16 protein-coding genes, 2 CRISPR repeat arrays and 1 riboswitch (1 of these 19 only partly in view) are annotated in these 22,756 nt (G+C 70.3%); of the genes, 12 read left to right on the top strand and 4 right to left on the bottom strand.

Features of this window, described 5'->3' with window-relative positions:
• Nucleotides 1-2 precede the first annotated feature (2 nt).
• Nucleotides 3-752 carry an ABC transporter permease gene (locus D456_RS0115040; protein WP_017577010.1) on the top strand — a complete coding sequence of 250 codons (750 nt, stop codon included), beginning with the start codon at nt 3-5 and terminating at the stop codon, nt 750-752.
• 37 nt (nt 753-789) lie between these two features.
• On the opposite strand, the gene D456_RS0115035 is transcribed toward D456_RS0115040, so the two are convergent.
• From D456_RS0115035 to D456_RS0115020, 4 genes are all read right to left on the bottom strand, one after another.
• On the bottom strand, nt 790-1,497 hold the full coding sequence (locus D456_RS0115035; RefSeq protein WP_017577009.1) for a response regulator: 708 nt from the start codon (nt 1,495-1,497) through the stop codon (nt 790-792).
• Nucleotides 1,498-1,606: 109 nt separating this feature from the next.
• Complete coding sequence (locus D456_RS0115030) at nt 1,607-2,791, bottom strand: sensor histidine kinase (RefSeq protein WP_239643849.1); 1,185 nt, start codon at nt 2,789-2,791, stop codon at nt 1,607-1,609.
• Between the two features lie 141 nt (nt 2,792-2,932).
• Nucleotides 2,933-4,204 carry an MFS transporter gene (locus D456_RS0115025; RefSeq protein WP_017577007.1) on the bottom strand — a complete coding sequence of 424 codons (1,272 nt, stop codon included), beginning with the start codon at nt 4,202-4,204 and terminating at the stop codon, nt 2,933-2,935.
• Nucleotides 4,191-4,856: a metalloregulator ArsR/SmtB family transcription factor gene (locus D456_RS0115020; RefSeq protein ID WP_026115906.1), complete on the bottom strand. Its 666-nt coding sequence runs from the start codon at nt 4,854-4,856 to the stop codon at nt 4,191-4,193. Before D456_RS0115020 ends, D456_RS0115025 begins: the two co-directional genes overlap by 14 nt.
• A 330-nt stretch (nt 4,857-5,186) precedes the next feature.
• A riboswitch (cobalamin riboswitch) is annotated at nt 5,187-5,374 on the top strand.
• A 24-nt stretch (nt 5,375-5,398) separates the two neighbouring features.
• Here D456_RS0115020 and D456_RS0115015 point away from each other — a divergent pair.
• The 11 genes from D456_RS0115015 to cas2e all read left to right on the top strand — a co-directional run bounded on the left by D456_RS0115015 (nt 5,399) and on the right by cas2e (nt 22,042).
• A complete protein-coding gene (locus D456_RS0115015; RefSeq protein ID WP_017577005.1) occupies nt 5,399-6,535 on the top strand; it encodes an ABC transporter substrate-binding protein in 1,137 nt (378 codons plus the stop codon).
• Between the two features lie 8 nt (nt 6,536-6,543).
• Nucleotides 6,544-7,731 carry a FecCD family ABC transporter permease gene (locus tag D456_RS0115010; protein ID WP_017577004.1) on the top strand — a complete coding sequence of 396 codons (1,188 nt, stop codon included), beginning with the start codon at nt 6,544-6,546 and terminating at the stop codon, nt 7,729-7,731.
• A complete protein-coding gene (locus D456_RS0115005) occupies nt 7,728-8,828 on the top strand; it encodes a FecCD family ABC transporter permease (protein WP_017577003.1) in 1,101 nt (366 codons plus the stop codon). Before D456_RS0115010 ends, D456_RS0115005 begins: the two co-directional genes overlap by 4 nt.
• 555 nt (nt 8,829-9,383) lie before the next feature.
• Nucleotides 9,384-11,916: direct repeats of the CRISPR family, unit length 29 nt; unit sequence GTGCTCCCCGCACGCGCGGGGATGGTCCC.
• Between the two features lie 746 nt (nt 11,917-12,662).
• Nucleotides 12,663-15,587, top strand: coding sequence for a CRISPR-associated helicase/endonuclease Cas3 (locus D456_RS0115000; RefSeq protein WP_017577002.1), 2,925 nt, complete (start codon nt 12,663-12,665; stop codon nt 15,585-15,587).
• Entirely contained in the window at nt 15,577-17,244 is a 1,668-nt protein-coding gene (casA, locus tag D456_RS0114995; protein WP_017577001.1) for a type I-E CRISPR-associated protein Cse1/CasA, read from the top strand. The genes D456_RS0115000 and casA overlap by 11 nt, the downstream gene beginning before the upstream one ends.
• 12 nt (nt 17,245-17,256) lie before the next feature.
• Nucleotides 17,257-18,003: a type I-E CRISPR-associated protein Cse2/CasB gene (gene casB / locus D456_RS24260; protein WP_160166730.1), complete on the top strand. Its 747-nt coding sequence runs from the start codon at nt 17,257-17,259 to the stop codon at nt 18,001-18,003.
• 68 nt (nt 18,004-18,071) lie between these two features.
• The gene (gene cas7e, locus D456_RS0114985) at nt 18,072-19,259 is read left to right on the top strand and encodes a type I-E CRISPR-associated protein Cas7/Cse4/CasC (protein WP_017576999.1); all 1,188 of its coding nucleotides are present in this window, start codon (nt 18,072-18,074) and stop codon (nt 19,257-19,259) included.
• Nucleotides 19,259-20,065: a type I-E CRISPR-associated protein Cas5/CasD gene (gene cas5e / locus D456_RS0114980; protein ID WP_017576998.1), complete on the top strand. Its 807-nt coding sequence runs from the start codon at nt 19,259-19,261 to the stop codon at nt 20,063-20,065. Before cas7e ends, cas5e begins: the two co-directional genes overlap by 1 nt.
• Complete coding sequence (gene cas6e / locus D456_RS0114975; protein WP_017576997.1) at nt 20,065-20,739, top strand: type I-E CRISPR-associated protein Cas6/Cse3/CasE; 675 nt, start codon at nt 20,065-20,067, stop codon at nt 20,737-20,739. The genes cas5e and cas6e overlap by 1 nt, the downstream gene beginning before the upstream one ends.
• On the top strand, nt 20,736-21,671 hold the full coding sequence (cas1e, locus tag D456_RS0114970) for a type I-E CRISPR-associated endonuclease Cas1e (RefSeq protein WP_017576996.1): 936 nt from the start codon (nt 20,736-20,738) through the stop codon (nt 21,669-21,671). Before cas6e ends, cas1e begins: the two co-directional genes overlap by 4 nt.
• Nucleotides 21,668-22,042 (top strand): type I-E CRISPR-associated endoribonuclease Cas2e, encoded by a 375-nt coding sequence (cas2e, locus tag D456_RS0114965; RefSeq protein ID WP_017576995.1) that lies wholly within the window; start codon nt 21,668-21,670, stop codon nt 22,040-22,042. The genes cas1e and cas2e overlap by 4 nt, the downstream gene beginning before the upstream one ends.
• 82 nt (nt 22,043-22,124) lie before the next feature.
• Nucleotides 22,125-22,756: direct repeats of the CRISPR family, unit length 29 nt; unit sequence GTGCTCCCCGCACGCGCGGGGGTGGTCCC (it continues 68 nt past the right edge of the window).

Genomic DNA, 22,756 nt, shown 5'->3' with positions numbered 1-22,756 from the left:
CCATGGGAGCGATCCGCGCGGAGTTCCTCAAGCTGAAGCGTTCCCTCAGTTGGACCGTGGTGGCGCTGCTGCCGCTGATGGCCGTGGCCACCGGGGTGGGCAACACGATCGTGTCCGGCCAGCAACTGGGCGATGGCTGGCACACGCTGTGGATGCGTGTGGTGGTCTTCTACGGCCTGTTCCCGCTGGCTGTCGGCGTGGCGGTATTGGCCTCCCTGGTGTGGCGGGCCGAGCATCAGGGCGGCAACTGGAACGCCTTGATGGGACGCTCGACGTCAGGGCTCACAGTGGTGGCCGCCAAGACCGCGGTTCTGGCGGTTCTGGCGACAGCGCTACAGGCTGTGCTGGTGATCGGGGTGATTGTGGCCGGCAAGGTGGTGTTCGGGCTCCCCGGGTTCCTGCCGCCCCGCTACCTCCTGGTCAGCGCCGTCATCGTCGTGGCCTGCCTGCCGGTGGCGGCCCTGCAATCGGCCCTGTCCATGCTCATGCGCTCGTTCGCCGCACCCGTCGCCGTGGCTCTGGTGGGGGCGATCGCCGGGGTGCTGGCACTGATGCTGGGACCGGACGTGCTGTCGACGGCTCTGCCCTACGGCCTGGTCGGCCAGGCCACCCAGCTGGGGACCGGGGTCTTCGCCGACGACGGCACCGTCAGCGCCGCAGCGGTGGCGGTACCCGTGGCAGCGGCGCTGGTCCTGACCGCCGTGGTGGTCGCGGGAGCGGCGGCCGTACTGGAACGTCGCGACATCGGCTGACGGGACCACTGCCCGGGGCGGCTGGTCCGGGCCCCGGTCAGCCCGCCCCGCCCGAACCTGCGTCGACCAGCCCCGTCTCGTAGGCCAGGACCACCGCCTGCACCCGGTCACGCAGGTCCAGCTTGGTCAGGATCCGGCGCACGTGGGTCTTCACCGTCGCCCCCGACACGTACAGGTGCTCGGCGATCTCGGTGTTGGACCGTCCCCGGGCGATCAGCACGAGGACCTCGCGTTCGCGGGGCGTCAGGACCTCCAGGGACGCGTGGCTCACGGGAGCGTCGTCCCCGGAGGGCAGTTGACCGGCGAACCGGTCCAGGAGCCTGCGGGTTGCGCTCGGAGCGACCACGGCGTCCCCGGAACGGACCGCACGGATCGCCGACAGCAGATCGGCCGCCGGCGCGTCCTTGAGGAAGAACCCGCCGGCGCCCGCCCGCAACGCCGCGTAGACGTACTCGTCGAGGTCGAACGTGGTCAGGATCAGCACCCGGGTGTCTCCGTCGGCGGCGCAGATCCGGCGCGCGGCCTCGACCCCGTCCATCCGCGGCATCCGCACGTCGAGAACAACGACGTCGGCCTCCACCGTCTCCAACAGCTCCAACGCCCGGACGCCGTCCCCGGCCTCACCGACGACCCGCATGTCGGGCTGGGAATCCAGGACCATACGGAAGCCGGTACGCACCAGTTCCTGGTCGTCGACGAGAAGGACACGGGTCGCCTCCTGCGGCTGGGTCTCCGGTTCCGCCACGGTTTCCTGCCTTCCTGCTGCGTTCCTGCTCGGCCGACCGCGCGTCCTGTGGACCAACGGCCACGGGGCCGGTCAGCCACGAGGCCGACCGTTCACCGGGCCGACCGGGTCACAGCGGCAGGGACGCCACGACCTCGAACCCGCCGTCCGGCCCGGGCCCCGCACGCAACGACCCGCCATGGACCGACACGCGCTCACGCATCCCGATCAGCCCTTGCCCGCGGCCTTCCCCCTCGGCATGAGAGAGGGAAGGGCCGCCTCCATCATCCGACACCCGCAACCCCAAGGTCTCGGCGCCGTAGTGCACCTCCACCCGGACACGGCCCACCTCGGGCCCGGCGTGCTTGAGCGCGTTGGTCAGCGCCTCCTGCACCACACGGAACGCGGCCAGTTCCACCCCGGTCGGGAGCCTGCGCCGCTCACCCCCGACGGTGAACTCCACCGGCAGCCCGGCCGCGCGCACCTGTTCGACGACCTGGTCCAACCCGCCGATGCCGGCCTGGGGTGCGTACTCGTCCTCGTCGTGGTTGCTCCCCGCACGCAGGAGACCGAGGATCCCGCGCACTTCCGACAACGCCGACCTGCCGGTGGAAGCGACGGTCTCCATGGCGCCCTTGGCCCGGCCCGGATCCTGATCGACCGCGTACGTGGCGCCCTCGGCCTGGACCACCATCACGCTCAGGTTGTGGGCGACCACGTCGTGCATCTCCCGGGCGATGCGCTCGCGTTCGGCGGCCACCGCGGCCTGCGCGCGGGCGTCGCGTTCGCGTTCCAGCCACTGCGCACGTTCCACCAGGCCCAGGACGTAGCGCCGACGCAGCCTCACGTACAGCCCGGTGACCCAGCACAGCATGAAGAGGAAGGAGTACAGGGCGAAGACTTTCCAATCGCCCCAGTCGGCGTGAGGGGAGAGCACGATGGCTAGGACGCACCAGGCCTCCACCACCCCCAGCGCTGCGAGCGCCCAGGCCGGGCGGCAGTGCGCGGCGACGGTGCACAGGGCGACGACGACGGCGAGGCCGGGGACGAACAGCCCCACGTCCAACCCCAGGTGCACTGCTGCGACGGCGGTGACGAACACGAACACCGGCACCGGCCACGTGCGCCGCAGCGCCAGCGGCAGCAGCAGCGCAAGGGTCAGGGCCAGGTGCAGGGGCACGGTCGTGTGGGCGGTACGCCCACCCTCGACGGACGTGAGGACCAGGCTCACGTACAACAGCAGAAAGGGAGCGAGGACGATCGCGTCGACGAGTACGGGGTGCCGTCCCGTCCACTCCCGCATTTTGCCGAACACCCGGGCAGTATAGGGACCCGCCTCCGGCGGGGCCCACCGAGGAGAAAGCTCCGAAAAGCCCGTGGCGGAGGAAATGCGGCCACGAACAGGAGGGACCGCCCGGCCGGCCGCACGCGTGGTCCGGTGCCGGCCGGGCCGTGGTCAGGCAGTGACGGTGCGGCGGGACCTGGCCCACAGCAACACGGGGATCAGGACGAGGGCGAGGACGCCGCCGCTGACGGAGAGCGCCTGATAGCTGGTCGCGTTCACGATCACGCCCGACATCGCCCCTCCCCCTGCGCCGGCCAGGGCGATGAGCACGTCGATGGTGCCCTGCGCCCGGGGCCGGTTCTGCGGCACGGTGGCGTCCACGACCAGCGCGGTGCCCGAGACGAGGCCGAAGTTCCATCCGAGTCCGAGCAGTACGAGCGCGAGCACGAGCAGGCCCAGCGAGTCGCCCGGGGCGGCCGCCGCGAGCACGCCGGCCAGGAGCAGTGTGACCCCGGAAGCGATGACTGTCGGAGTGCGGCCGAGCCTGTCGACCATGACCCCGGTGAACAGGGAGGGAAGCCACATTGCGCCGATGTGCATGCCGATGACCAGGCCGACGGAGGCCATCTCGTGGTCGTGGGCACGCATGTGGACCGGCGTCATCGTCATGATCGCGACCATCACGATCTGGGTCAGCACCATCACCGTCGCGCCCACGTAGACCCCGATACCGACCTTGGGTACCGGGTCGGACTCCGACGCGCCGGGTTCCTTCGTGGCGGCGTCCGCGGCGATGCGGCGGGCGAGCAGGTACGGGTCCGGCCGCAGGAAGGTGAACAGGACGAGTCCTGCAGCACTGTAGGCGACTGCTGCGAGGATGAACGGTCCCGCCAAGGCGGGGACCCCCAGCGAGTCGGCGAACCGTCCCAGCGGGTCGACGAGGTTGGGGCCGGCCACCGCGCCGACGGTCGTGGCGACCATCGCCATGCTCGTGCCGAAGCCGCGCCGGTGGGCCGGAGCGAGGTCGCTGCCGGCGTAGCGGGCCTGGAGATTGGTCGCCGTGCCGGAACCGTAGACGAACAGGGAAGCGAACAGCAGGACCATGCTGTCGGAGAGCGCGGCGATCACGACGCCGAGCGCCCCGATCCCGCCGGCGATGAACCCGTAGGCCAGGCCCAGCCGTCGGCCGAAACGTTGTGTGGACCGGCCGACGAGGAACGCCGCCAGCGCGGAGCCGAGCGTGAACAGGCCCGTCGGAAGCCCGGACAGAGCGTCGGAACCGAGCATGTCCTGGGCCAGGAGCGCGCCGACGGAGATGCCGGCCGCCAGCCCCGCACCGCCGAGGATCTGGCTGAGGACGACGGTAGTCAGGGTCCGTTTGTGGACCCTGGCGGCCTCGAGGGCGGTGTGCTCGTCGGTCGTGGTGGTCTCAGGCGACGCCAAGGTCGACCTCCTTGCTCGCGCGCCATTCCACGACGCCTTCGTCCATGGCCTTCGCGTCCAGACCGTGCGCGCGCAGCAGTGCCGCGGCCTCGCGGGCGAGTCGGCACAGTTCACCGCGGCAGTAGACGACGATCTCGCGGTCCGCGGGGATCTCGGCAATCCGGTCCTCCACCTCGGCCAGCGGCACGGACACCGCACCGGGGAAGTGGCCGGCCCGGTACTCCTCGGCCGGGCGTACGTCGATGACGTGCATGTCCGCGGTCACGGCGGCGGGGTCGACCACCGGGCCCTGCGCCTGCGGTCGCCCCATGTAGGTGTCGAGCGCATCGCGCAGTCGAGGGGAGCGGTTGAGCGCCACGCGTTTTGCCGCCGTGTACAGCTCCGCCACCTCGTCGCCGCTGACGCGGTAGTAGACCGTGGTCCGCTCCTTGCGCCGGTTCACCAGACCCGCTCTGTGCAGGGTCTGCAGGTGGGTCGATGCCGTCGTCATCCCCATGCCGGTCAGGTTCGCGAGCCCCTCGACCGAGTGCTCGCCCTGGGCCAGCAGTTCCAGCAGTTCCAGGCGGCGGCCGTTGGCGATCGCCTTGACCAACTCGGCGAACGTCTCGAACACGGACGTCTTGTCCGCTAATTCGGTATTCCACTTATTCATGGAAGAGGATAATAGTGCTGGTCGTGGCGCTGGCCAACCCGGCCCCGGAAGAAACCGCCATGACCAGTGTCTCCTTCCTCCTCCGCCGCCCGCCCTGCGGAACCGAGCGTGTCTTCGACGGCCTGCGTGGCGCCGACGCCCGGGCGAGGAGCGGCCACGAACAGGAGAGGCCGCCCGGCCGGCCGCGCGCGTGGTCCGGTGCCGCCGACCGACCGTGCGGGAACGACCGCCGGGAACGGCCCCTCATACGGGCCACGGCAGCGGGCAGCGACCTCGCAAAAGCAGACAGAACCCCATGTACTAGGGTGATGTGTCGACAACCGAAACGACCTTGTCGTCGACGTCGCAGTGTTCGGGAAGCCGGTGCAAGACCGGCGCGGTCCTCGCCACTGTGACCGGGACAGCGCCTCCCACACGCCACTGGGCCGACACGGCCCGGGAAGGCGGGAACGCGCAGGGCAGCCACCACGGCCGCTCACCCCGGGAGCCAGGAGACCGGCTGCGCACGTCCGCGTCATCGAACCACGAAGGATGGTTCCTCGATGAAGCCCACTGACGCATGGGCGGCCCTCCGGCCTGCCCGCATGCCTGGTTTCCTGACCACCTCCCCGCGCTCCGGCCGACCGGAGCAGGCAACCGCCCGCGGCCTCGCCCCACGGCGTTCCGGCGCCGCCGCGGCCCTGGCCCTGCTGCTCCTGACCACCGCCTGCAGCGGAGGCGCCGACGACGGCGACACCGGCACCGGTGCCGCGGACGAGACCATCGCCAACTGCGACATGGAGGTCCCGGCCGACGACCCGCCCGAGCGGGTCTTCGCCGCCTACCAGCCCGCGATCGAGACCGCGCACGCCCTCGGCATCAGCGACCGGCTGGTGGGCACCGCCTACCTCGACGCGCAGGTCCCCGAGGAATACGCCGACGCTCAAGCGGAGCAGGAGTACTACCCGAACCTGCCCAGCCGCGAAGAACTCCTCAGCCACAACCCCGACTTCGTACTGTCCGGGTTCAACGACGTCTTCACCGAAGAACAGCTCGGCACCCGCGCCTCCCTGCGCGAACTCGGTGTCGAGAGCTGGATCCCGTCACCGCTGTGCCCCAGCGAGGACGGTAAGTCCGACGAAACCATCGACCCCTCCACGGTCACGATGGAACACATCTACGACGACCTGCGCGACCTCGGAACCCTCTTCGACACCGAGGACCGAGCCGAAGAGGTCGTCGCCGACATGGAAGACACCGTCGGGGAGGTCACCGAACGCCTCGAGGGCGAGATCACCGAAGAGGACCGCCCGACCGTGGCGATCGCCCGCCCCGACGACCAAGGGTTCCGGGTGGCCGGAGGGCCCGACTTCTCCACCGAGATCATCGACCTGGCCGGAGGCGTCAACGCCTTCGCCGACCTCGACGACGGACGCAATCACGCGGTCTCCACCGAGGACCTCATCGAACGCGACCCCGACTTCATGCTCATCGACGTCTGCTGCGACGCCGAGATGACCGCCGCCGACGCCGCACCCCAGGTCGAAGAAGTCATGGACGATCCCGTGCTGGCCAACGTCACCGCCGTCGAGGAGGAACAGGTCGAGGAGTTCACCTTCGCCGACCGTTCCGCGGGCGTGCGCAGCGCCCCGGCGGTGGCGAAGGTCGCCGAGATCATCCACCCCGACCTGTTCGAGTAGGCGCAGCGATGGCCGACCACACGGCCGACCGCATGGATGCAGCGGCCGCGCCGCCCCTGACCGGCAAGAACCACAAGCCCCGGCCGGAACCCGAGGAGAGGGACCGCGTCGGCACGCAGGCGGGCACCCCCAGGGGGAAACCTCCGAGAAACCGCCCGCGACGCGGCCCCGCCACCACGAACGGGACCGGTCTGCTCGGCGGAACCACCGCCCGCACACTCGGACTGCTCGCGGCCGTAGTACTCCTGGCGGCGGTCGCGCTGGCCTCCGTCCTCATCGGATACCAGCAGCTCACCCCCGAGGAACTCCACCTCGCCTACGCCGGCTACACCGGATCCGACACCGACCTCGTCGTCCGGCACCTGCGGGTCCCGCGCACCCTCGCCGGCCTGTTCGTCGGCGCGGCGCTCGGTGCGGCCGGGGTCATCGTCCAGGGCGTCACCCGTAACCCCCTCGGCGACCCGGGCCTTCTCGGCATCAACGCCGGCGCCGCCCTGGCCGCCGTCCTGGCCATCAGCGCCCTCGGGGCCACCGCGCTGCTCGGCTACGTCGGGTTCGCCTTCCTGGGCGCGGCGCTGGCGGCCTGTGTGGTCTACACCGTGGGCTCACTCGGACCGGACGGGGCGACCCCCGTCAAGCTCGCACTGGCCGGCGTCGCGATCTCGGCCATGCTCGGGTCGATGACCTCGGCGATCGTCTTGCAGGACCGCGCAACCCTGGACGAGTACCGGTTCTGGGTCGTGGGTTCCCTGGTCGGCGCGGACAGCACGTCGCTGCCCCAAGCGCTGCCGTTCCTGGCGGCAGGGCTGGTGTTGGCGGTGGCGCTGGCGCGCCCGCTCAACGTGGTCGCGCTCGGCGACGACCTCGCCCGCTCCCTGGGGACCCGGCTGTGGCTCGTACGAACGGGAAGCGCGGTCGCGGTGGTCCTGCTTGCCGGGACCGCCACTGCCCTGGCCGGGCCGATCGGGTTCGTCGGCGTCGCCGTCCCGCACATCGCCCGGGCCCTCGTCGGCCCGGACCACCGGTGGCTGCTGCCCTGGTCGGCGGTGCTGGCGCCCCTGCTGTTGCTGGTGGCCGACATCGCGGGGCGGGTGGTGGTGCGCCCGGAAGAACTGCAGGTCGGGATCGTCACCGCGCTGATCGGGGCGCCGTTCTTCATTCTGCTCGTGCGACGGAGGAAGGCGGCAGGGCTGTGACCGGGCGTTCGGAGACGGACCTGAAGGGTGCGGCCGGGCGGAGGCGGGCCGGGGAACGCGGACCGGAGACCCGCATCATCGGGTCCGGGGGAGTGTCACTGCGGGTACACGTGCCCTCGGCCCTGCTCGGCGCGGCGCTGAGCGTGCTGGCCGCCGCGACGGCGGTCCTCTCCCTGGCGGTGGGCGACTTCGCGATGGGCGTGGACCAGGTGGTGGCGGCCCTGGCCGGACGGGCGGACCTGTTGACCACACACGTCGTCGTCGACCTGCGGCTCCCGCGCGTGCTCACCGCGCTCGGGGTGGGCGCGGCGCTGGCGCTCTCGGGCGGCCTGCTGCAACGGTTGGCGCACAACCCGCTCGTCAGCCCGGACATCATCGGGGTCGGGGCCGGAGCCACGACGGCGGCGGTGCTGACCATCGTCGTGTTCGGCGGGTCGGCGGTAGTGATCGCGTCGGGGGCACTCGTGGGGGCCGTGGCCACCGCGCTGCTGCTGTACCTGCTCGCGTACCGGCGCGGGGTGTCCGGACAACGGTTGGTACTCGTGGGGATCGCGGTGACGGCCATGTTGAGCGCGGTCACCTCCTACTTTTTGACGCGCGCGGAGATCGGAACCGCCCAACGCGCGATGATCTGGATCACCGGGAGCCTGGCCAACCGCGACTGGCCGCACGTGGCGACGATCCTGCTGGCCCTGGTGGTACTGGTACCGGCCGTTTTCGCGCTGGCGCGTCCGCTGGGGCTGCTGCAGTTCGGGGAGGACACCGCGACCGCGCTGGGCAACCGTGCGGTGCTGTCACGGGGCGCGCTGCTGTTCACCGCGGCGGCCCTGGCGGCGATGGCCACCGCTGTGGCCGGGCCGGTCGCGTTCGTGGCGCTGGTGGCGCCGCAGATCGTGCGGCGGATGTTGCGGGGCAGGGCCGTGGGGCTGTTCCCGGCGGCGGCGTGCGGCGGGGTGTTGGTGGCAGTCTCGGATCTGATCGCCCGCACGGCCTTCGGCGGGAGCGAGCTCCCCGTCGGGGTCGTCACCGGGATCCTGTGCGCGCCGTACCTGCTGTACCTGCTGGCCCGCAGCAACCGGACCGGACGGGGCGGGTGAGCAGGGACTGAGCAGGGGTGCTCTCGTGCATACAAAAAGCCCCGTGTCGGCGGGGCTCCGTATGGAGTCCGTCGGCACGGGGCCTTCGACATATGAAGTTTGAAGGAGGGTCGATGCGGCGGTCGCCTCTCGGCGCGTGGCACAACACGGTTCCGAGTCCGCCTCGAGGGCGCGGTATTCCGTGAAGGCTTTGAGTGGAGCCCGGGGGACACTTGCTACCGCACCGACCCTCGCCGCGTGTAACGGGAGGGGACCGGGTGGTATTCCGCGCGCCTCAGATTTTTTCTGCCGTCTTGTCGAGCGGCTGTGGCAGGGACGCCCGTCCGGGAGAGGGGAGGTGTCCGTGGGTCGGCCGCTCCGTGCGTCTCGGGTCGGGGCGGCCGACTCGGGGGCGGTTCATGTGAGGGGGAGGGATGCGTCCGGGGTCTGTGCGTCGCATACTGAGACCTGCACTTCCTCGCCCGAAGGGTCGACGGCGTGATCTCAGCGTTATCTGAACCTGTGAAGTTTGCAGATTTTCGGGTTACTCGTCGGTAGACGTGCAGGTCAGGAAGAGTGCTCCCCGCGCACGCGGGGATGGTCCCTGCGAGGCGCACGGGGAGGGCGGGGGCTACCAGTGCTCCCCGCGCACGCGGGGATGGTCCCGTGCCCGTGGGCTCGCCCGTGGGCTCGCCCGTGTGCTCCCCGCGCACGCGGGGATGGTCCCAGGTCCACGTCCGGAACGTCGTCTAGGACGAGCGTGCTCCCCGCGCACGCGGGGATGGTCCCCCTCCGGCCTCACAGATCCTCCTGTCGAACTTGTGCTCCCCGCGCACGCGGGGATGGTCCCGTGGCGACGAGTTCGCCGACATTCATGGCCAAGTGCTCCCCGCGCACGCGGGGATGGTCCCACTGTCTCGTTCAGCACGTACAGCAACAGTCTGTGCTCCCCGCGCACGCGGGGATGGTCCCCGGGTCGTGTCCGGGGCCCGATCGGGGCGGGAGTGCTCCCCGCGCACGCGGGGATGGTCCCAACCACTGACGGGTGCTGCCTCTGCCCACCAGGTGCTCCCCGCGCACGCGGGGATGGTCCCGCGGCCTCACGGTCGTACTCGTCGCCCTTGGCGTGCTCCCCGCGCACGCGGGGATGGTCCCGTGGCGGGCTCGGGGTCCTGGCCGTGCGCGGGGTGCTCCCCGCGCACGCGGGGATGGTCCCCCGGACAACGTCCGTCGGCAGGCGCAGGAGGGGTGCTCCCCGCGCACGCGGGGATGGTCCCTCCCCGTTACGCCAGTCACCGGACAGGCTGTAGTGCTCCCCGCGCACGCGGGGATGGTCCCGACCCGTTGGACCTGGAGGCGCTCATGTCCATGTGCTCCCCGCGCACGCGGGGATGGTCCCGGTGTGATCGTTGGAGGCCAGGGACAGAGCCAGTGCTCCCCGCGCACGCGGGGATGGTCCCTTGCCCCGATCATCGCGCAGGATGATCTTGCGGTGCTCCCCGCGCACGCGGGGATGGTCCCCGTCGCGCTTGGCAATCTGGTTGGCCCATTCCGTGCTCCCCGCGCACGCGGGGATGGTCCCGTCGCCGCGCGACGGACATCCCTGTAGGTGACGTGCTCCCCGCGCACGCGGGGATGGTCCCTCGATGGAAACGTTGATCCACTGGATCGCGTCGTGCTCCCCGCGCACGCGGGGATGGTCCCATGGACAGGGTGTCGGTGCCGGGGAAGTGTGGGTGCTCCCCGCGCACGCGGGGATGGTCCCGAGGTCTGGAGCGGGGCCGTGCCCGAGGCGGGGTGCTCCCCGCGCACGCGGGGATGGTCCCCCCTGGTAGCGGGCGTCGTCGGTGCGGGTGCGGTGCTCCCCGCGCACGCGGGGATGGTCCCGGGTTCGGGGTGGTCGGAGGGCCCGCCCCAGTGTGCTCCCCGCGCACGCGGGGATGGTCCCCGTTGTGCCGCACCTGCGGATACCGGGCGGCGGTGCTCCCCGCGCACGCGGGGATGGTCCCCCTCCCGGGATGTCGAACGTGATCTGACCATCGTGCTCCCCGCACGCGCGGGGATGGTCCCAGAGGGACCGGAGGGGGCAGGGGGAGCGGACAGTGCTCCCCGCACGCGCGGGGATGGTCCCGCGTCAAGACCCCGGACAGGACGCCGGCAGCAGTGCTCCCCGCACGCGCGGGGATGGTCCCGAAAGGTTGTCCTACCTCGGCAGCGGCACGGAGTGCTCCCCGCACGCGCGGGGATGGTCCAAGCGGGGGGTAGGCGCCCCCCGTGCTGAGAGGGTGCTCCCCGCACGCGCGGGGATGGTCCCTGCTGATGGGTGAGCACGAGACACCAGCCACCGTGCTCCCCGCACGCGCGGGGATGGTCCCCCGGCGTGCCTCAGCGACGTCTGGAGGGCCTCGTGCTCCCCGCACGCGCGGGGATGGTCCTACCCGACGGCCGGCACCGCCACGGTGGCGGAGGTGCTCCCCGCACGCGCGGGGATGGTCCCGATCAGGTCGAGGGAGCGCTCCTGTGTCCACGCGTGCTCCCCGCACGCGCGGGGATGGTCCCCCCACCAGCGACCGGCCGGAATACCGAATAGCGTGCTCCCCGCACGCGCGGGGATGGTCCCCGGCCTCGCGTGGGCCGGCCGTGGGGGCGTAGGTGCTCCCCGCACGCGCGGGGATGGTCCCCGTCCGGACGCCCCGAGGCTCACCGCGGTCATGTGCTCCCCGCACGCGCGGGGATGGTCCCCTGTTCCGCCCGCACCTGGAATTCGGGGGGATGTGCTCCTCGCACGCGCGGGGATGGTCCCCCATGCGCCGCGTCGGGCTGTGAGCCGCATTCGGTGCTCCCCGCACGCGCGGGGATGGCCCCTCACCTCCTCCGAACCCGGCCACAGCCAGGACGTGCTCCCCGCACGCGCGGGGATGGTCCCCGCCACGGCCAGATCCGCTGGCAGCGCGCCGTGTGCTCCCCGCACGCGCGGGGGTGGTCCCGACGAGGACGTGCCCACCCGCAAGCGCCTGGCGTGCTCCCCGCGCACGCGGGGGTGGTCCCGAGGAGGTCGTCGACACGACCACCATGGACTCGTGCTCCCCGCGCACGCGGGGATGGTCCCGACCGTGCGCTCGCGCGCCTGCGTGCGGTGATGCGCTCTCCGCGTGCTGGGTTGGTCTCGGTCTGGGGCCGGCGAACCCGGGGCCCCGGTAGTGTCCCCCGCGCGCGGAGAGGTTTAGTGAACGAGCCGAGTCAGCGCAATGTAGGACAGCAATCCCGTCCCAAGGCCACTATCGATGGCCGACTGGTGCGATGCTCCGCCAGACCACTGGAGCCACGTCGAAGCAAATGCGCCGACGACACAGAGCGTAAGAATCAGGAGCGTTCGAGTGCTAACAGTGGAGGTTTCTGTCTGGTAGTGGGGAGCGCAGGTGTCTTGGTCGCCCTGGGGGGTCGTGTTCACTGATCTCCTTCAGTCTCCGACGTTCAAAGTGAATGAGGGGAAGTCTACATCAGCTATGTATAGAATCGCCCGTGTTCCCCGCGCATGCGGGGGTGGCCCCGTCGGAGACTGAGTGTCACAGACGAACATGGCATGCTCCCCGCGCACGCGGGGATGGTCCCGCGCCCTGCGAGAGCTCCGACTTGACCCAACTCGTGCTCCTCGCACGCGCGGGGGCGAGGGGTGGTCCCTCGTCATCGCGCCCGCGCGTTCGGTATGACGGCGTGCACTCCGTGGGGAGGTGCTGGACGCTGGGTGCTAACACACCAGCGCCTCAGGTGCGCCGGGGATGCCGGGATTGGCCGGATTTGGCCAATCCCGGCATTTGCGGTACAGCATCCCCAAATCTTCGATTGGGTGGCCTCATGAACTCGACCCCCCGCGAGTCCGCCTGGCCCGGCGGCCTCTCGGCCGCTGCCAGGTCCGTGTGGGCCAAGCACGACCGTGACACGGACGACTGGCTCCCCCTCTGGCAACACATGTCCGACAGCGCCGCCATCGCCGGCGTCCTGTGGGACCACTGGCTCCCTCGCCAAGTACGCCGCCTCATCGCTGCGGAACTGCCCGGCGGGGACGGCGACGCACGCGCGCTCGCGGTCTTCCTCGCCTGCACCCACGACATCGGTAAGTGCACACCCGCCTTCGCCTGCCAGGTCGAGGCGCTCGCCGACCGCATGCGCAGGCAGGGGCTCGAGACGCCCCTCGAACAGACGATCCGTCGGGACCGCAAGATCGCGCCGCACGGCCTCGCTGGGCAACTCGTCATCCGCGAGTGGCTCATGGAACGGCACAGCTGGCAGGGGAAGGCAACCACGCCGTTCACCATCATCGCCGGGGGCCACCACGGTGTCCCGCCCGAATCCCTCCAGGTCGACGACCTCGCGGAAAACCCGCACCTGATGTGGTCCAGGAACACCGAACACGCTTGGAGGAGCACCCAGGCCGAACTCCTCGACCATGCCGCCGACGCGTGCGGCGTGACAGACCGCTTCGCGGCATGGAGCAAGGTCAAGCTCTCCCAGCCCGCCCAGGTACTGCTGACCGCCCTGGTGATCGTCTCGGACTGGATCGCCTCCAACACCGACCTCTTCCCGCTCTTCTCCGAGGGCGGCGGCCACGGGCGCGAACGTGTCGAACACGCCTGGCAGCGCCTCGACCTGCCCGAACCCTGGTCGGCCGAGGAACCCGGTTCCGACCTCGACGAGGTCTTCTCGCAGCGCTTCGCCCTTCCGCCCGGAGCGGTCGTCCGCCCCGTCCAGGAAACCGCCGTGGCCGCCGCGCGCGAGCTCGGCGGGCCGGGGCTGTTGATGATCGAGGCGCCCATGGGGGAGGGCAAGACCGAGGCCGCCCTGGTCGCCACCGAGTGTTTGGCACACAGCACCGGCGCGGGCGGGTGCTTCTTCGCGCTGCCGACGATGGCGACCGGCAACGCCATGTTCCCGCGCCTGACCACCTGGCTGAAGAACCTGCCAGGAACCGAGGGTGCACGCCACTCGGTCAACCTCGCCCACTCCAAGGCCGCACTCAACGACCATTTCCGGGAGATGATGCGTGCCGGCCGCCGCAGCACCAACATCGAGCAGGACGCGACGGGGGAGGACCACCGGGACCGCAAGCGCGACGAGGTCCGGCTCACCGCCGAATTGGTCGCCCACCACTGGTTGCGCGGCCGCAAGAAGGGCATGCTCGCGTCCTTCGTGGCGGGCACCATCGACCAGCTGCTGTTCGTCGGGCTCAAGACCCGCCACCTCGCGCTGCGCCACCTCGCGGTCGCCGGCAAGATCGTGGTGGTCGACGAGGCCCACGCCTACGACACCTACATGAGCCGGTACCTCGACCGGGCCCTCTCGTGGTTGGGCGCGTACGGGGTACCGGTCGTGGTGCTGTCGGCGACCCTTCCGCCGAAGCGGCGCCGGCAACTCGCCGAGGCCTACGCGGGCGTGCGCGCAGGTTCTGCGGACTTCGACGCAGTGGCCGAGGAGAAGGCCTATCCGCTCGTCACCGCGGTGGCCAGGGGAGAGGCGCCGCGGATGCACCGCCCTCGGGCGTCGGGCCGCAAGACCGATGTGCGTGTGGAGCGCCTGGACGACGACCTCGACACTCTCGCTGCGCGGCTGAAGGACGAGCTCACGCAGGGCGGAAACGCGCTGGTCGTCCGGAACACGGTCGGGCGTGTGCACGCGGCCGCGGAGCGGCTCCGCGCGGAGTTCGGGGCGGAGAACGTCAGCGTCGCCCATGCCCGTTTCCTCGACCTCGATCGTCTGGCCAAGGACGAAGACCTGCTGCGCCGGTTCGGTCCGCCGGACAAGGTCGCAGAACTGGAAGGGGAGCGCCCCGAGGGGCCGCACATCGTGGTGGCCAGTCAGGTCGCCGAGCAGTCCCTCGACATCGACTTCGACCTTCTCGTCACCGACCTGGCCCCCATCGACCTGCTTCTACAGCGCATGGGGCGGTCGCACCGGCACGAGCGGGGCGAGCAACAGGCCGAGCGTCCCGCGGGGTTGCGTGAGGCCCGTTGCCTGGTCACCGGTGTGGACTGGAGTGGGCAGGTGCCCGTACCCGTCAGTGGAACGGCCATCTACGGTCGCTACCTGCTGTTGCGCAGCGCCGCCGTTCTCGAAGGGCGCTGGTCCGCTTCGGGGGCCGGGTCGGAAGAACGGATGCTCGTTCGTCTTCCGGACGACATCAGCCCCCTGGTACGAGAGGTCTACGCCGATGGACCCGTCGGGCCGCAGGAGTGGCAGGAGGCCGTCGCGCGCGAGCGTGAGTCCTTCGACCTGCACGTCGAGACACAGAAGGCCAGGGCCAAGGGGTTCATGGTCGGCCCGGTCCGGCGTGCGGGCCGGGCCCTGGAAGGGTGGATATCGGCCGGCGCGGGGGACGCCGACGACACGCGCGCGGGCCGCCAACAGGTTCGTGACAGCCCGGAAACCATCGAGGTCCTGGTGGTCCAGCGCCGGGCGGACGGGTCCCTGGCCACCGTCCCCTGGCTCACCGACGGCCGTGGCGGCAGAGAGATCCCGACCGAAGCCGTCCCGCCTTCCGGGCTCGCCCGCACCATCGCCGCGTGTGCTCTGCGCCTGCCCTTCGAATTCACGTTCGAAAAAACCGCCATGAAAGCGATCGAAGAACTCGAAGAGGACATTTTTGACGCTTGGCAGGCGAAGGAATCCACCTGGTTGGCGGGGGAACTCGTTCTCGTCCTCGACGAGAATTGTCGTAGGCACCTGGCAGGCTTCGAACTCGAATACGACCCGGAGGACGGCTTGAAGGTGAACCGTGCCGACTGACCCCCCACACGACCAACCTCCCTCGCCCCCGGCGTTCGACCTCACCGAACGCCCCTGGCTCCGTGCCCTACGGCTGGACGGGACCGAGGCCGACCTCTCCCTGCGCGAGGTCCTCCGCCAGGCCCCGGGCCTCCTACGGCTGGTGGGCGACCTCCCCACACAGGAGTTCGCCCTGTTCCGGCTGCTGTTGGCGATCCTGCACGACGCGGTCGACGGCCCCGCCGAACCCGAGGACTGGGGAGAACTCTGGGAGGCCGACACGCTTCCCGTCCAGGAGATCGACCGCTATCTCGACCAGTACCGGGACCGCTTCGACCTCTTCCACCCCGAGACCCCCTTCTTCCAGGTCGCCGGGCTGCACACAGCAAAAGGCGAGTACTCCTCCCTCGACCGCATCGTCGGCGATGTGCCCAACGGCGAGCAGTTCTTCACCATGCGGGCCCTCGGAGCCCAGGCCCTGACCTTCGCCGAGGCCGCGCGTTGGCTCGTCCACGCCCAGGCCTTCGACACCGCCGGGATCAAGTCCGGTGTGGTCGGGGACCCCCGGGCCAAGGGCGGCAAGGCCTATCCGCAAGGCGTGGCCTGGGCCGGCAACATCGGCGGCACCATGTGGCAGGGGGCGAACCTCAAGGAATCCCTGCTGCTCAACCTCGTCGCCACCGATTACGAACACATCGAGGCCGACGACCGTGACGCCCCCGCCTGGCGCCACGAGCCCACCGGCCCCGGCCCGATCAGGCCCTCCGAAGCGGTCGCGCGCCCCCACGGCGTACGCGACCTCTACACCTGGCAGAGCCGACGGGTGCGCCTGTTCGCCGACGCCGACCACGTCCACGGTGTGCTGCTGACCTACGGTGACCCGCTGGCCCCGCACGAGAACCGCCACCTCCAGGAACCCATGACCGGGTGGCGACGCAGCCAGGCCCAGGAGAAGAAGCACAAGCGGCCCTTGGTGCTCATGCCGCGCGAACACGACCCCACTCGCAGTGCCTGGCGCGGGCTGGCTTCCTTGCTCACCGAGAGCGGACACAGGAGTGACGACGGTGAGCGTCCCCGGATCCTCGACTGGGTGGCCCGGTTGCGTCGCGACGAGCTTCTGCGGGAGGACCACCGGCGCCTACGGCTCCGGTTGATCGGAGCCCAGTACGGGACCCAGCAGTCGGTGATCGACGAAGTCGTCGACGACGACCTCGACATGTCCGTCGCGCTGCTCGACGACCAGCGCCCCGGGCTGCGCCAGACCGCGATCGGAGCGGTCTCCGACGCGGACGCGGCCGTGCGCGTCCTGACCACACTCGCCCACGACCTCGCCGAGGCCGGCGGGGCCGAACCGAAACCGCGGCGGAACACGGCACGCGACCGTGCCTACGGCCGACTGGACCGGCACTACCGCCAGTGGCTCTCCGGTCTCGGCGCGGACAGCGACCCGGACGGCGCCCGGGGCCAGTGGCGCCGCACTCTGCGCCGTGAGATCGAGCGGCTCGGACACGAACTCGCCCGCAACGCCGGACCGACCGCGTGGCGTGGGCGCGTCATCGAGACCGCCACGGGCGATCTGTGGCTGGGCACCTCGCAAGCACGTTCGAGGTTCGAACGGGCTCTCGAACGCGAACTTCCGACCAACACGGCCGAACCCGCCCCTCCTTCCACGAGCTGAGTACGGATGACATTGGCACAGACAGAGAGCGCGGAAAAGAAGAAGAGCCCGAACCAGAAGAAGCCCCGAGAGGACCTCGGTCCCCTGGGCAATGCGGTCAGCGACCGAGTCACCGACCTCATGAGCGGTTACATCGCGGACAACTCCGAGGACGTCGCCACCCTCGCCCAGCTCCGCTCGGGGGCGGGACATACCTTCGGTTCCTGCCCCCGCCTGTGGGGGATGTCCGTCGACCCAGCGCAGTACGAGAGGCTCTGGGAACGGCCCCGGGCCGAGGAACGCACGGAGAAGACCGAACAGGCAGCCGAGGAAGCGGTGCACGCGGCGCTGACCCTGTTCGCTCTGCACCAGCAGTCCCTCAAGACCGCGGACCAAGGCATGCACATTCCGAGCCGGTTCGGTCGGGGGATACGCCGTGCGGAGCACAACGTGGGTTGGGCCGTGCGGGGCGCCATGCCTGTCGGGGAGATCGAAGCGTCCCTGCACAACCGGCTACGCAGGGCGGCCGAAGCCTCCTCGCACACCAAGCGGGTGAGCGAACTCCGCCAGATCGTCCAACGACTGCGCGGGGCCCGCCAGCCCCTCGACTACGGGCTGCTCGCCGAGCACCTCTACCGTGCCCAGCGCCCCCGCGGTGCCGAGACCGTCAAGGACGCCTGGGGGCACGGGTTCGCTTCCTTCCACCAGAAGAAGGAAACCTCGGCCGAGAAGACCGACGCTGAGAGCGCCGAGGGCGAAGCCACCGCCGAGGAGCTCTAGAGCGGCAACCCCGCACTCGACGAACCCCGGGCGCCCCCTGCCCGAAGCAGACTCGGAAGGAAGAACCGATGAGCCGAACCGTCCTCGACATCCACATCCTCCAGAACGTGCCGCCGAGCAACATCAACCGCGACGACACCGGGAGCCCCAAGACCGCCGTCTACGGCGGTGTCCAACGCTCCCGGGTCTCCAGCCAGGCCTGGAAACGTGCCACCCGGGAGAAGTTCCAGGAGGACCTGGCTCCTGAGGAGCTCGCCGTGCGTACCAAGAAGGTCGCGGAGTACGTGGCCGAGCGCATCCTCGAACACGACGAGAACATGGCCCGGGAGACCGCTTGGGACCTGGCCGCCAAGGTGATCAAGGCCGCTACCGGTGCCACGGTCGAGGTGTCCGATCGCAAGAAGAAGAAAGCCAAGGACGAGGGCCACGACGGTCCGCTCGCCCCCGAGTCCAAGTACTTGATGTTCCTCAGCCGCCGCCAGCGGGACGCGCTCGGCGACCTGGCCTACGAAGGCAAGGAAGACATCACGGCCTTCCTCAAGGACAAGGACGTCAAGAAGCGCGCCAAGGACCTCGCCGACACCGCCCACTCGATCGACATCGCGCTCTTCGGCCGCATGGTCGCCGACGGCGCCGACGTCAACGTCGACGCCGCCACCCAGGTCGCACACGCCCTGAGCGTGCACGAGGTCGACAACGAGTCCGACTACTACACCGCGGTGGACGACCGGAACCCCGACGAAGAGACCGGAGCGGGGATGATCGGCACCGTCGACTTCAACTCCGCCACGCTGTACCGGTACGCGGCGGTCGACGTCGACCGGCTCGCCGAGACCCTCGGCAAGGGGATGCGCGACGACCAGCCGGGCAGCGAGCCCGTGCGCCGTGCCGTGGAAGCGTTCGTGCGCGGATTCGTGGAGTCCATGCCCTCGGGAAAGGCCAACACCTTCGGCAACCACACCCTGCCCGAGGCCGTGGTCGTCAAGATGCGCAGCGCACGCCCGATCAGCTTCGTCGGGGCCTTCGAGAAGCCCGTCACCAGCACCCACGACTCCGGTTACATGGAAAAGGCCGTGTGCCGGCTCACCGCACACGCCGAGGGGATCGAGGCCGCCTACGGCGATGACGATGCCCAAGGATGGGCCATGAGCGTGAGCGGATATCCCGTGTCCGGGCTCGGCGACGAGGTCGGCGGCCTCAAGGAACTCGTCACCCTCGTCGGTAAAGCCGTCGCCCAGCGCCGGGGGACCAGCTGATGAGTGTGCTCGCCCTGTGCCTGGCGGGGCCGCTCCAGGCCTGGGGTTCCTCTGCCCGCTTCGCCCGGCGAACCACGGAGAACACCCCCACCAAGAGCGGTGTCGTCGGCCTCCTGGCCTCAGCGCTCGGTTGGCCCCGCACGAAGGACCTCTCGGAGCTGGCGGCCCTGCGCTTCGGCGTGCGTGTCGACCAGCCGGGCGACCGCATCCGCGATTACCAGACCGCCCGGCATCTCGACTCGGGCGATTCGATGCCCGTTTCCGAGCGGTTCTACCTCGCCGACGCGGTTTTCGTCGTCGGCCTGGAGAGCGACGACGATGCTCTACTGCGACGCTTGGACGACGCTCTGCGGGCCCCGTACTTCATGCCCTACCTGGGCAGGCGGTCCTGCCCGCCCTCACGCCCCTTGGACCTGGGGATCCACCCGGGCGGGTTGGAGACGGTGCTCGCGTCACTGAAGTGGCAGGCCTCCGCCTGGTACCAGGAGGAATGTACCCGGGGCCCCTGGGCCGAAGAGGCCGGAGAGCCGACACGTGTGCCGGCCCCCCTTCCGACGTTCGTCGACACCCCGGCAGAGCACGAGGCGGACGAACTACGGCGCGACCTGCCGGTCAGTTTCGACCCCCTCCACCGCACGTACCGGATGCGGGGGATCAGCAACGGAAAGCCCGTGGAGAAGCCCTACCGCGACGCGGGGGCGGTCCCCGAACACGACCCCATGGCAGCCCTCGGCCTTCCCGAGGACCACGACCCGATCGCGGTCCTCGATCGAGACGACGCCCCGCACACACACGAAGGTGGCTGATGTTTCTCACTCGACTCCAGCTCGATCCCGGACGCCCCGGTACACGACGGCTGCTCGCCAGCCCCAGGACCGTCCACGGGGCCGTGGTCAAGGCCTTCGACGGGAAGAAGACGGTCGTGGAGGGCCAGGGGAGAGTCCTGTGGCGCCTCGACCAGGCTTCAGGGAACAAGCTGTATTTGTATGTGGTCAGCTCGACCGAACCCGACCTGTCCCATGTGGCTTCGGACGCGGGGTGGCCCGAGCACCCCGTGCAGACCCGTGCCTACGCGCCCCTCCTGGACCGTTTGGAGAAGGGACAGACCTGGAACTTCCGCCTGGCCGCCAACCCGGTCCGGTCGGTACGTACCGACGACAAGCAGACGACGACCAAGCGCACCGCGCAGCTCACGGTCGCCGGACAGACGAAGTGGCTGCTCGAACGGCAGGAACGCCTCGGGTTCGAGGTCGTGCAGACCACCCGCGATCACGAACTCATGGTGCACAATCGGCGCGGCCTCTGGTTCGACAAGCGTGAACGGGCGACGGGGGAGCGCAACAGAGTTCCCCTGTACAGCGTGACCTACGACGGGCGCCTGAGGGTCACCGACCCCGAGGCCCTGCGAAGCGCTCTGGTCTCGGGGGTCGGTAAGGGCAAGGCCTACGGGTGCGGCCTTCTGACCTTGGCCCCCGCATGAGTACCGCAGGTCGCCGTAAGGCGCTGACCCCCAGCGAACTCACGAGGGTCGGGGACCGGACCTCCTTCGTGTACTTGGAACGCTGCACCGTGCACCGCGACTCCAACGCGCTGACGGCCGAGGACGGGGAAGGGACCCGGCATCTGCCGTCGGCGACGATCGGAACTCTGCTCCTGGGCCCGGGAACGCGCGTGACCCACAAAGCGATGGAACTGCTGGGCGAGAGCGGGGCCGGGGTCGTCTGGGTAGGTGAGCGCGGGGTCCGCTACTACTCGGGCGGGCGTGCCCTCACACGATCGTCCGCGTTGGTGGAGGCCCAAGCTCTGGCGTGGGCGAACCAGAGGAGACGGCTCGAGGTCGCCCGGGCCATGTTCTCCCTGCGTTTTCCCGGGGAGGACACCAGCGGCACGAGCCGCCGCACTCTTCTCGGCATGGAGGGCGACCGGGTCCGGCGTTGTTACCAGCGTGAAGCCGAACGCACCGGGGTGGCCTGGTACGGGCGCCGCTACACGCAGGGTCGGTTCGAGCTGGACGACTCGCCCAACCAGGCCATCACCGCGGCGTCGCAGTGTTTCTACGGTGTCGCACAGTCCGTGGTGGCAGCGCTCGGTTGTTCTCCGGGCCTGGGTTTCGTGCACTCCGGCCATGAGCAGTCGTTCGTGTTGGACATCGCCGACCTCTACAAGGTCGAGGTGGCGATCCCCGTGGCGTTCGAGGTCGCCGCCGAGAGCCCCGACGATCTCGGGGCACGCACGCGTCGGGCACTGCGCGACCGGATCCACGAGGAACAGCTCCTCGAACGCTGCGTGGAGGACGTCAAGGGTCTCCTGCTGCCGGAAGGGGAGGAGGAACCGGAGGGCGACCGGGTCGACCTGCTCGTCGACGGGGGAGTGACCGTGGAGTCCGGACAGAACATGGGGGTCATCTGGTGACGGTGATCGTTCTGACCAATTGTCCGGTCGGGTTGCGAGGGCTGCTCACGCGGTGGTTGATGGAGATTGCTCCGAACGTGTTCATCGGCACCCCCTCGGCCCGAGTGCGTCAGGTGCTGTGGGACGAGGTGCAGACGTATCGGGGGCAGGGGCGAGCGATCCTTACGTACACCACCAACAATGAGCAGGGGTTCACCTTCGAGACGTTCGAGCACTCGTGGTGCCCGGTCGACCATGAAGGGATGGTGCTCATCGAACGACCCCGCGTCGGCGGATCTGTCGGAGGGCGTGGACCTGGTGGGCCAGGCGAACGCCCTGAGAAGAACAAAGGCTGGAGCAAGGCCTACAAGCGTCGCCGGTTCGGACGGTGAGGTCGTGATCAACCTGTTACGAGGTCCTGTGAAGTTTGCAGATTTTCGGGTTACTCGTTGGTAGGTGTGCAGGTCAGGAAGAGTGCTCCCCGCACGCGCGGGGGTGGTCCCCCGGCAACGCAACGCAACGTTGCTATAGGGGTGTGCTCCCCGCACGCGCGGGGGTGGTCCCTCGCGGCCGGAGGTGACGAGACGGTGATCGTGGTGCTCCCCGCACGCGCGGGGGTGGTCCCCACTCCGACGGCGGTTCCATCGGCGCGGCCTCGTGCTCCCCGCACGCGCGGGGGTGGTCCCACAGAGAGCGGGAGGCGAAGATGTCCCAGATCGTGCTCCCCGCACGCGCGGGGGTGGTCCCGGGCCTTCATCGAGGGCCTGCCGAACTGGGCGGTGCTCCCCGCACGCGCGGGGGTGGTCCCGACGGCGAAGCGTGGCCGCAGCAGGAGACCATGTGCTCCCCGCACGCGCGGGGGTGGTCCCGCCACGCAGTTGGCGCAGAGCCTTGTGCGCGGGTGCTCCCCGCACGCGCGGGGGTGGTCCCAAAGGATCGCGGAAACCCCAGAACGTGGCACAGTGCTCCCCGCACGCGCGGGGGTGGTCCCACGTGGTCCTGTGAGCCGTCGACCCACAGCATGTGCTCCCCGCACGCGCGGGGGTGGTCCCTCGCCCGTGGTCGCAGCCGTGGGCTGGGATCCGTGCTCCCCGCACGCGCGGGGG

This window comes from Nocardiopsis kunsanensis DSM 44524, assembly GCF_000340965.1.
In the GTDB taxonomy this organism is placed as follows: Bacteria; Actinomycetota; Actinomycetes; order Streptosporangiales; family Streptosporangiaceae; genus Nocardiopsis; species Nocardiopsis kunsanensis.
The sequence above is the reverse complement of the archived record's forward strand: the minus strand, read 5'-3'. Positions and strand labels throughout refer to the sequence as shown.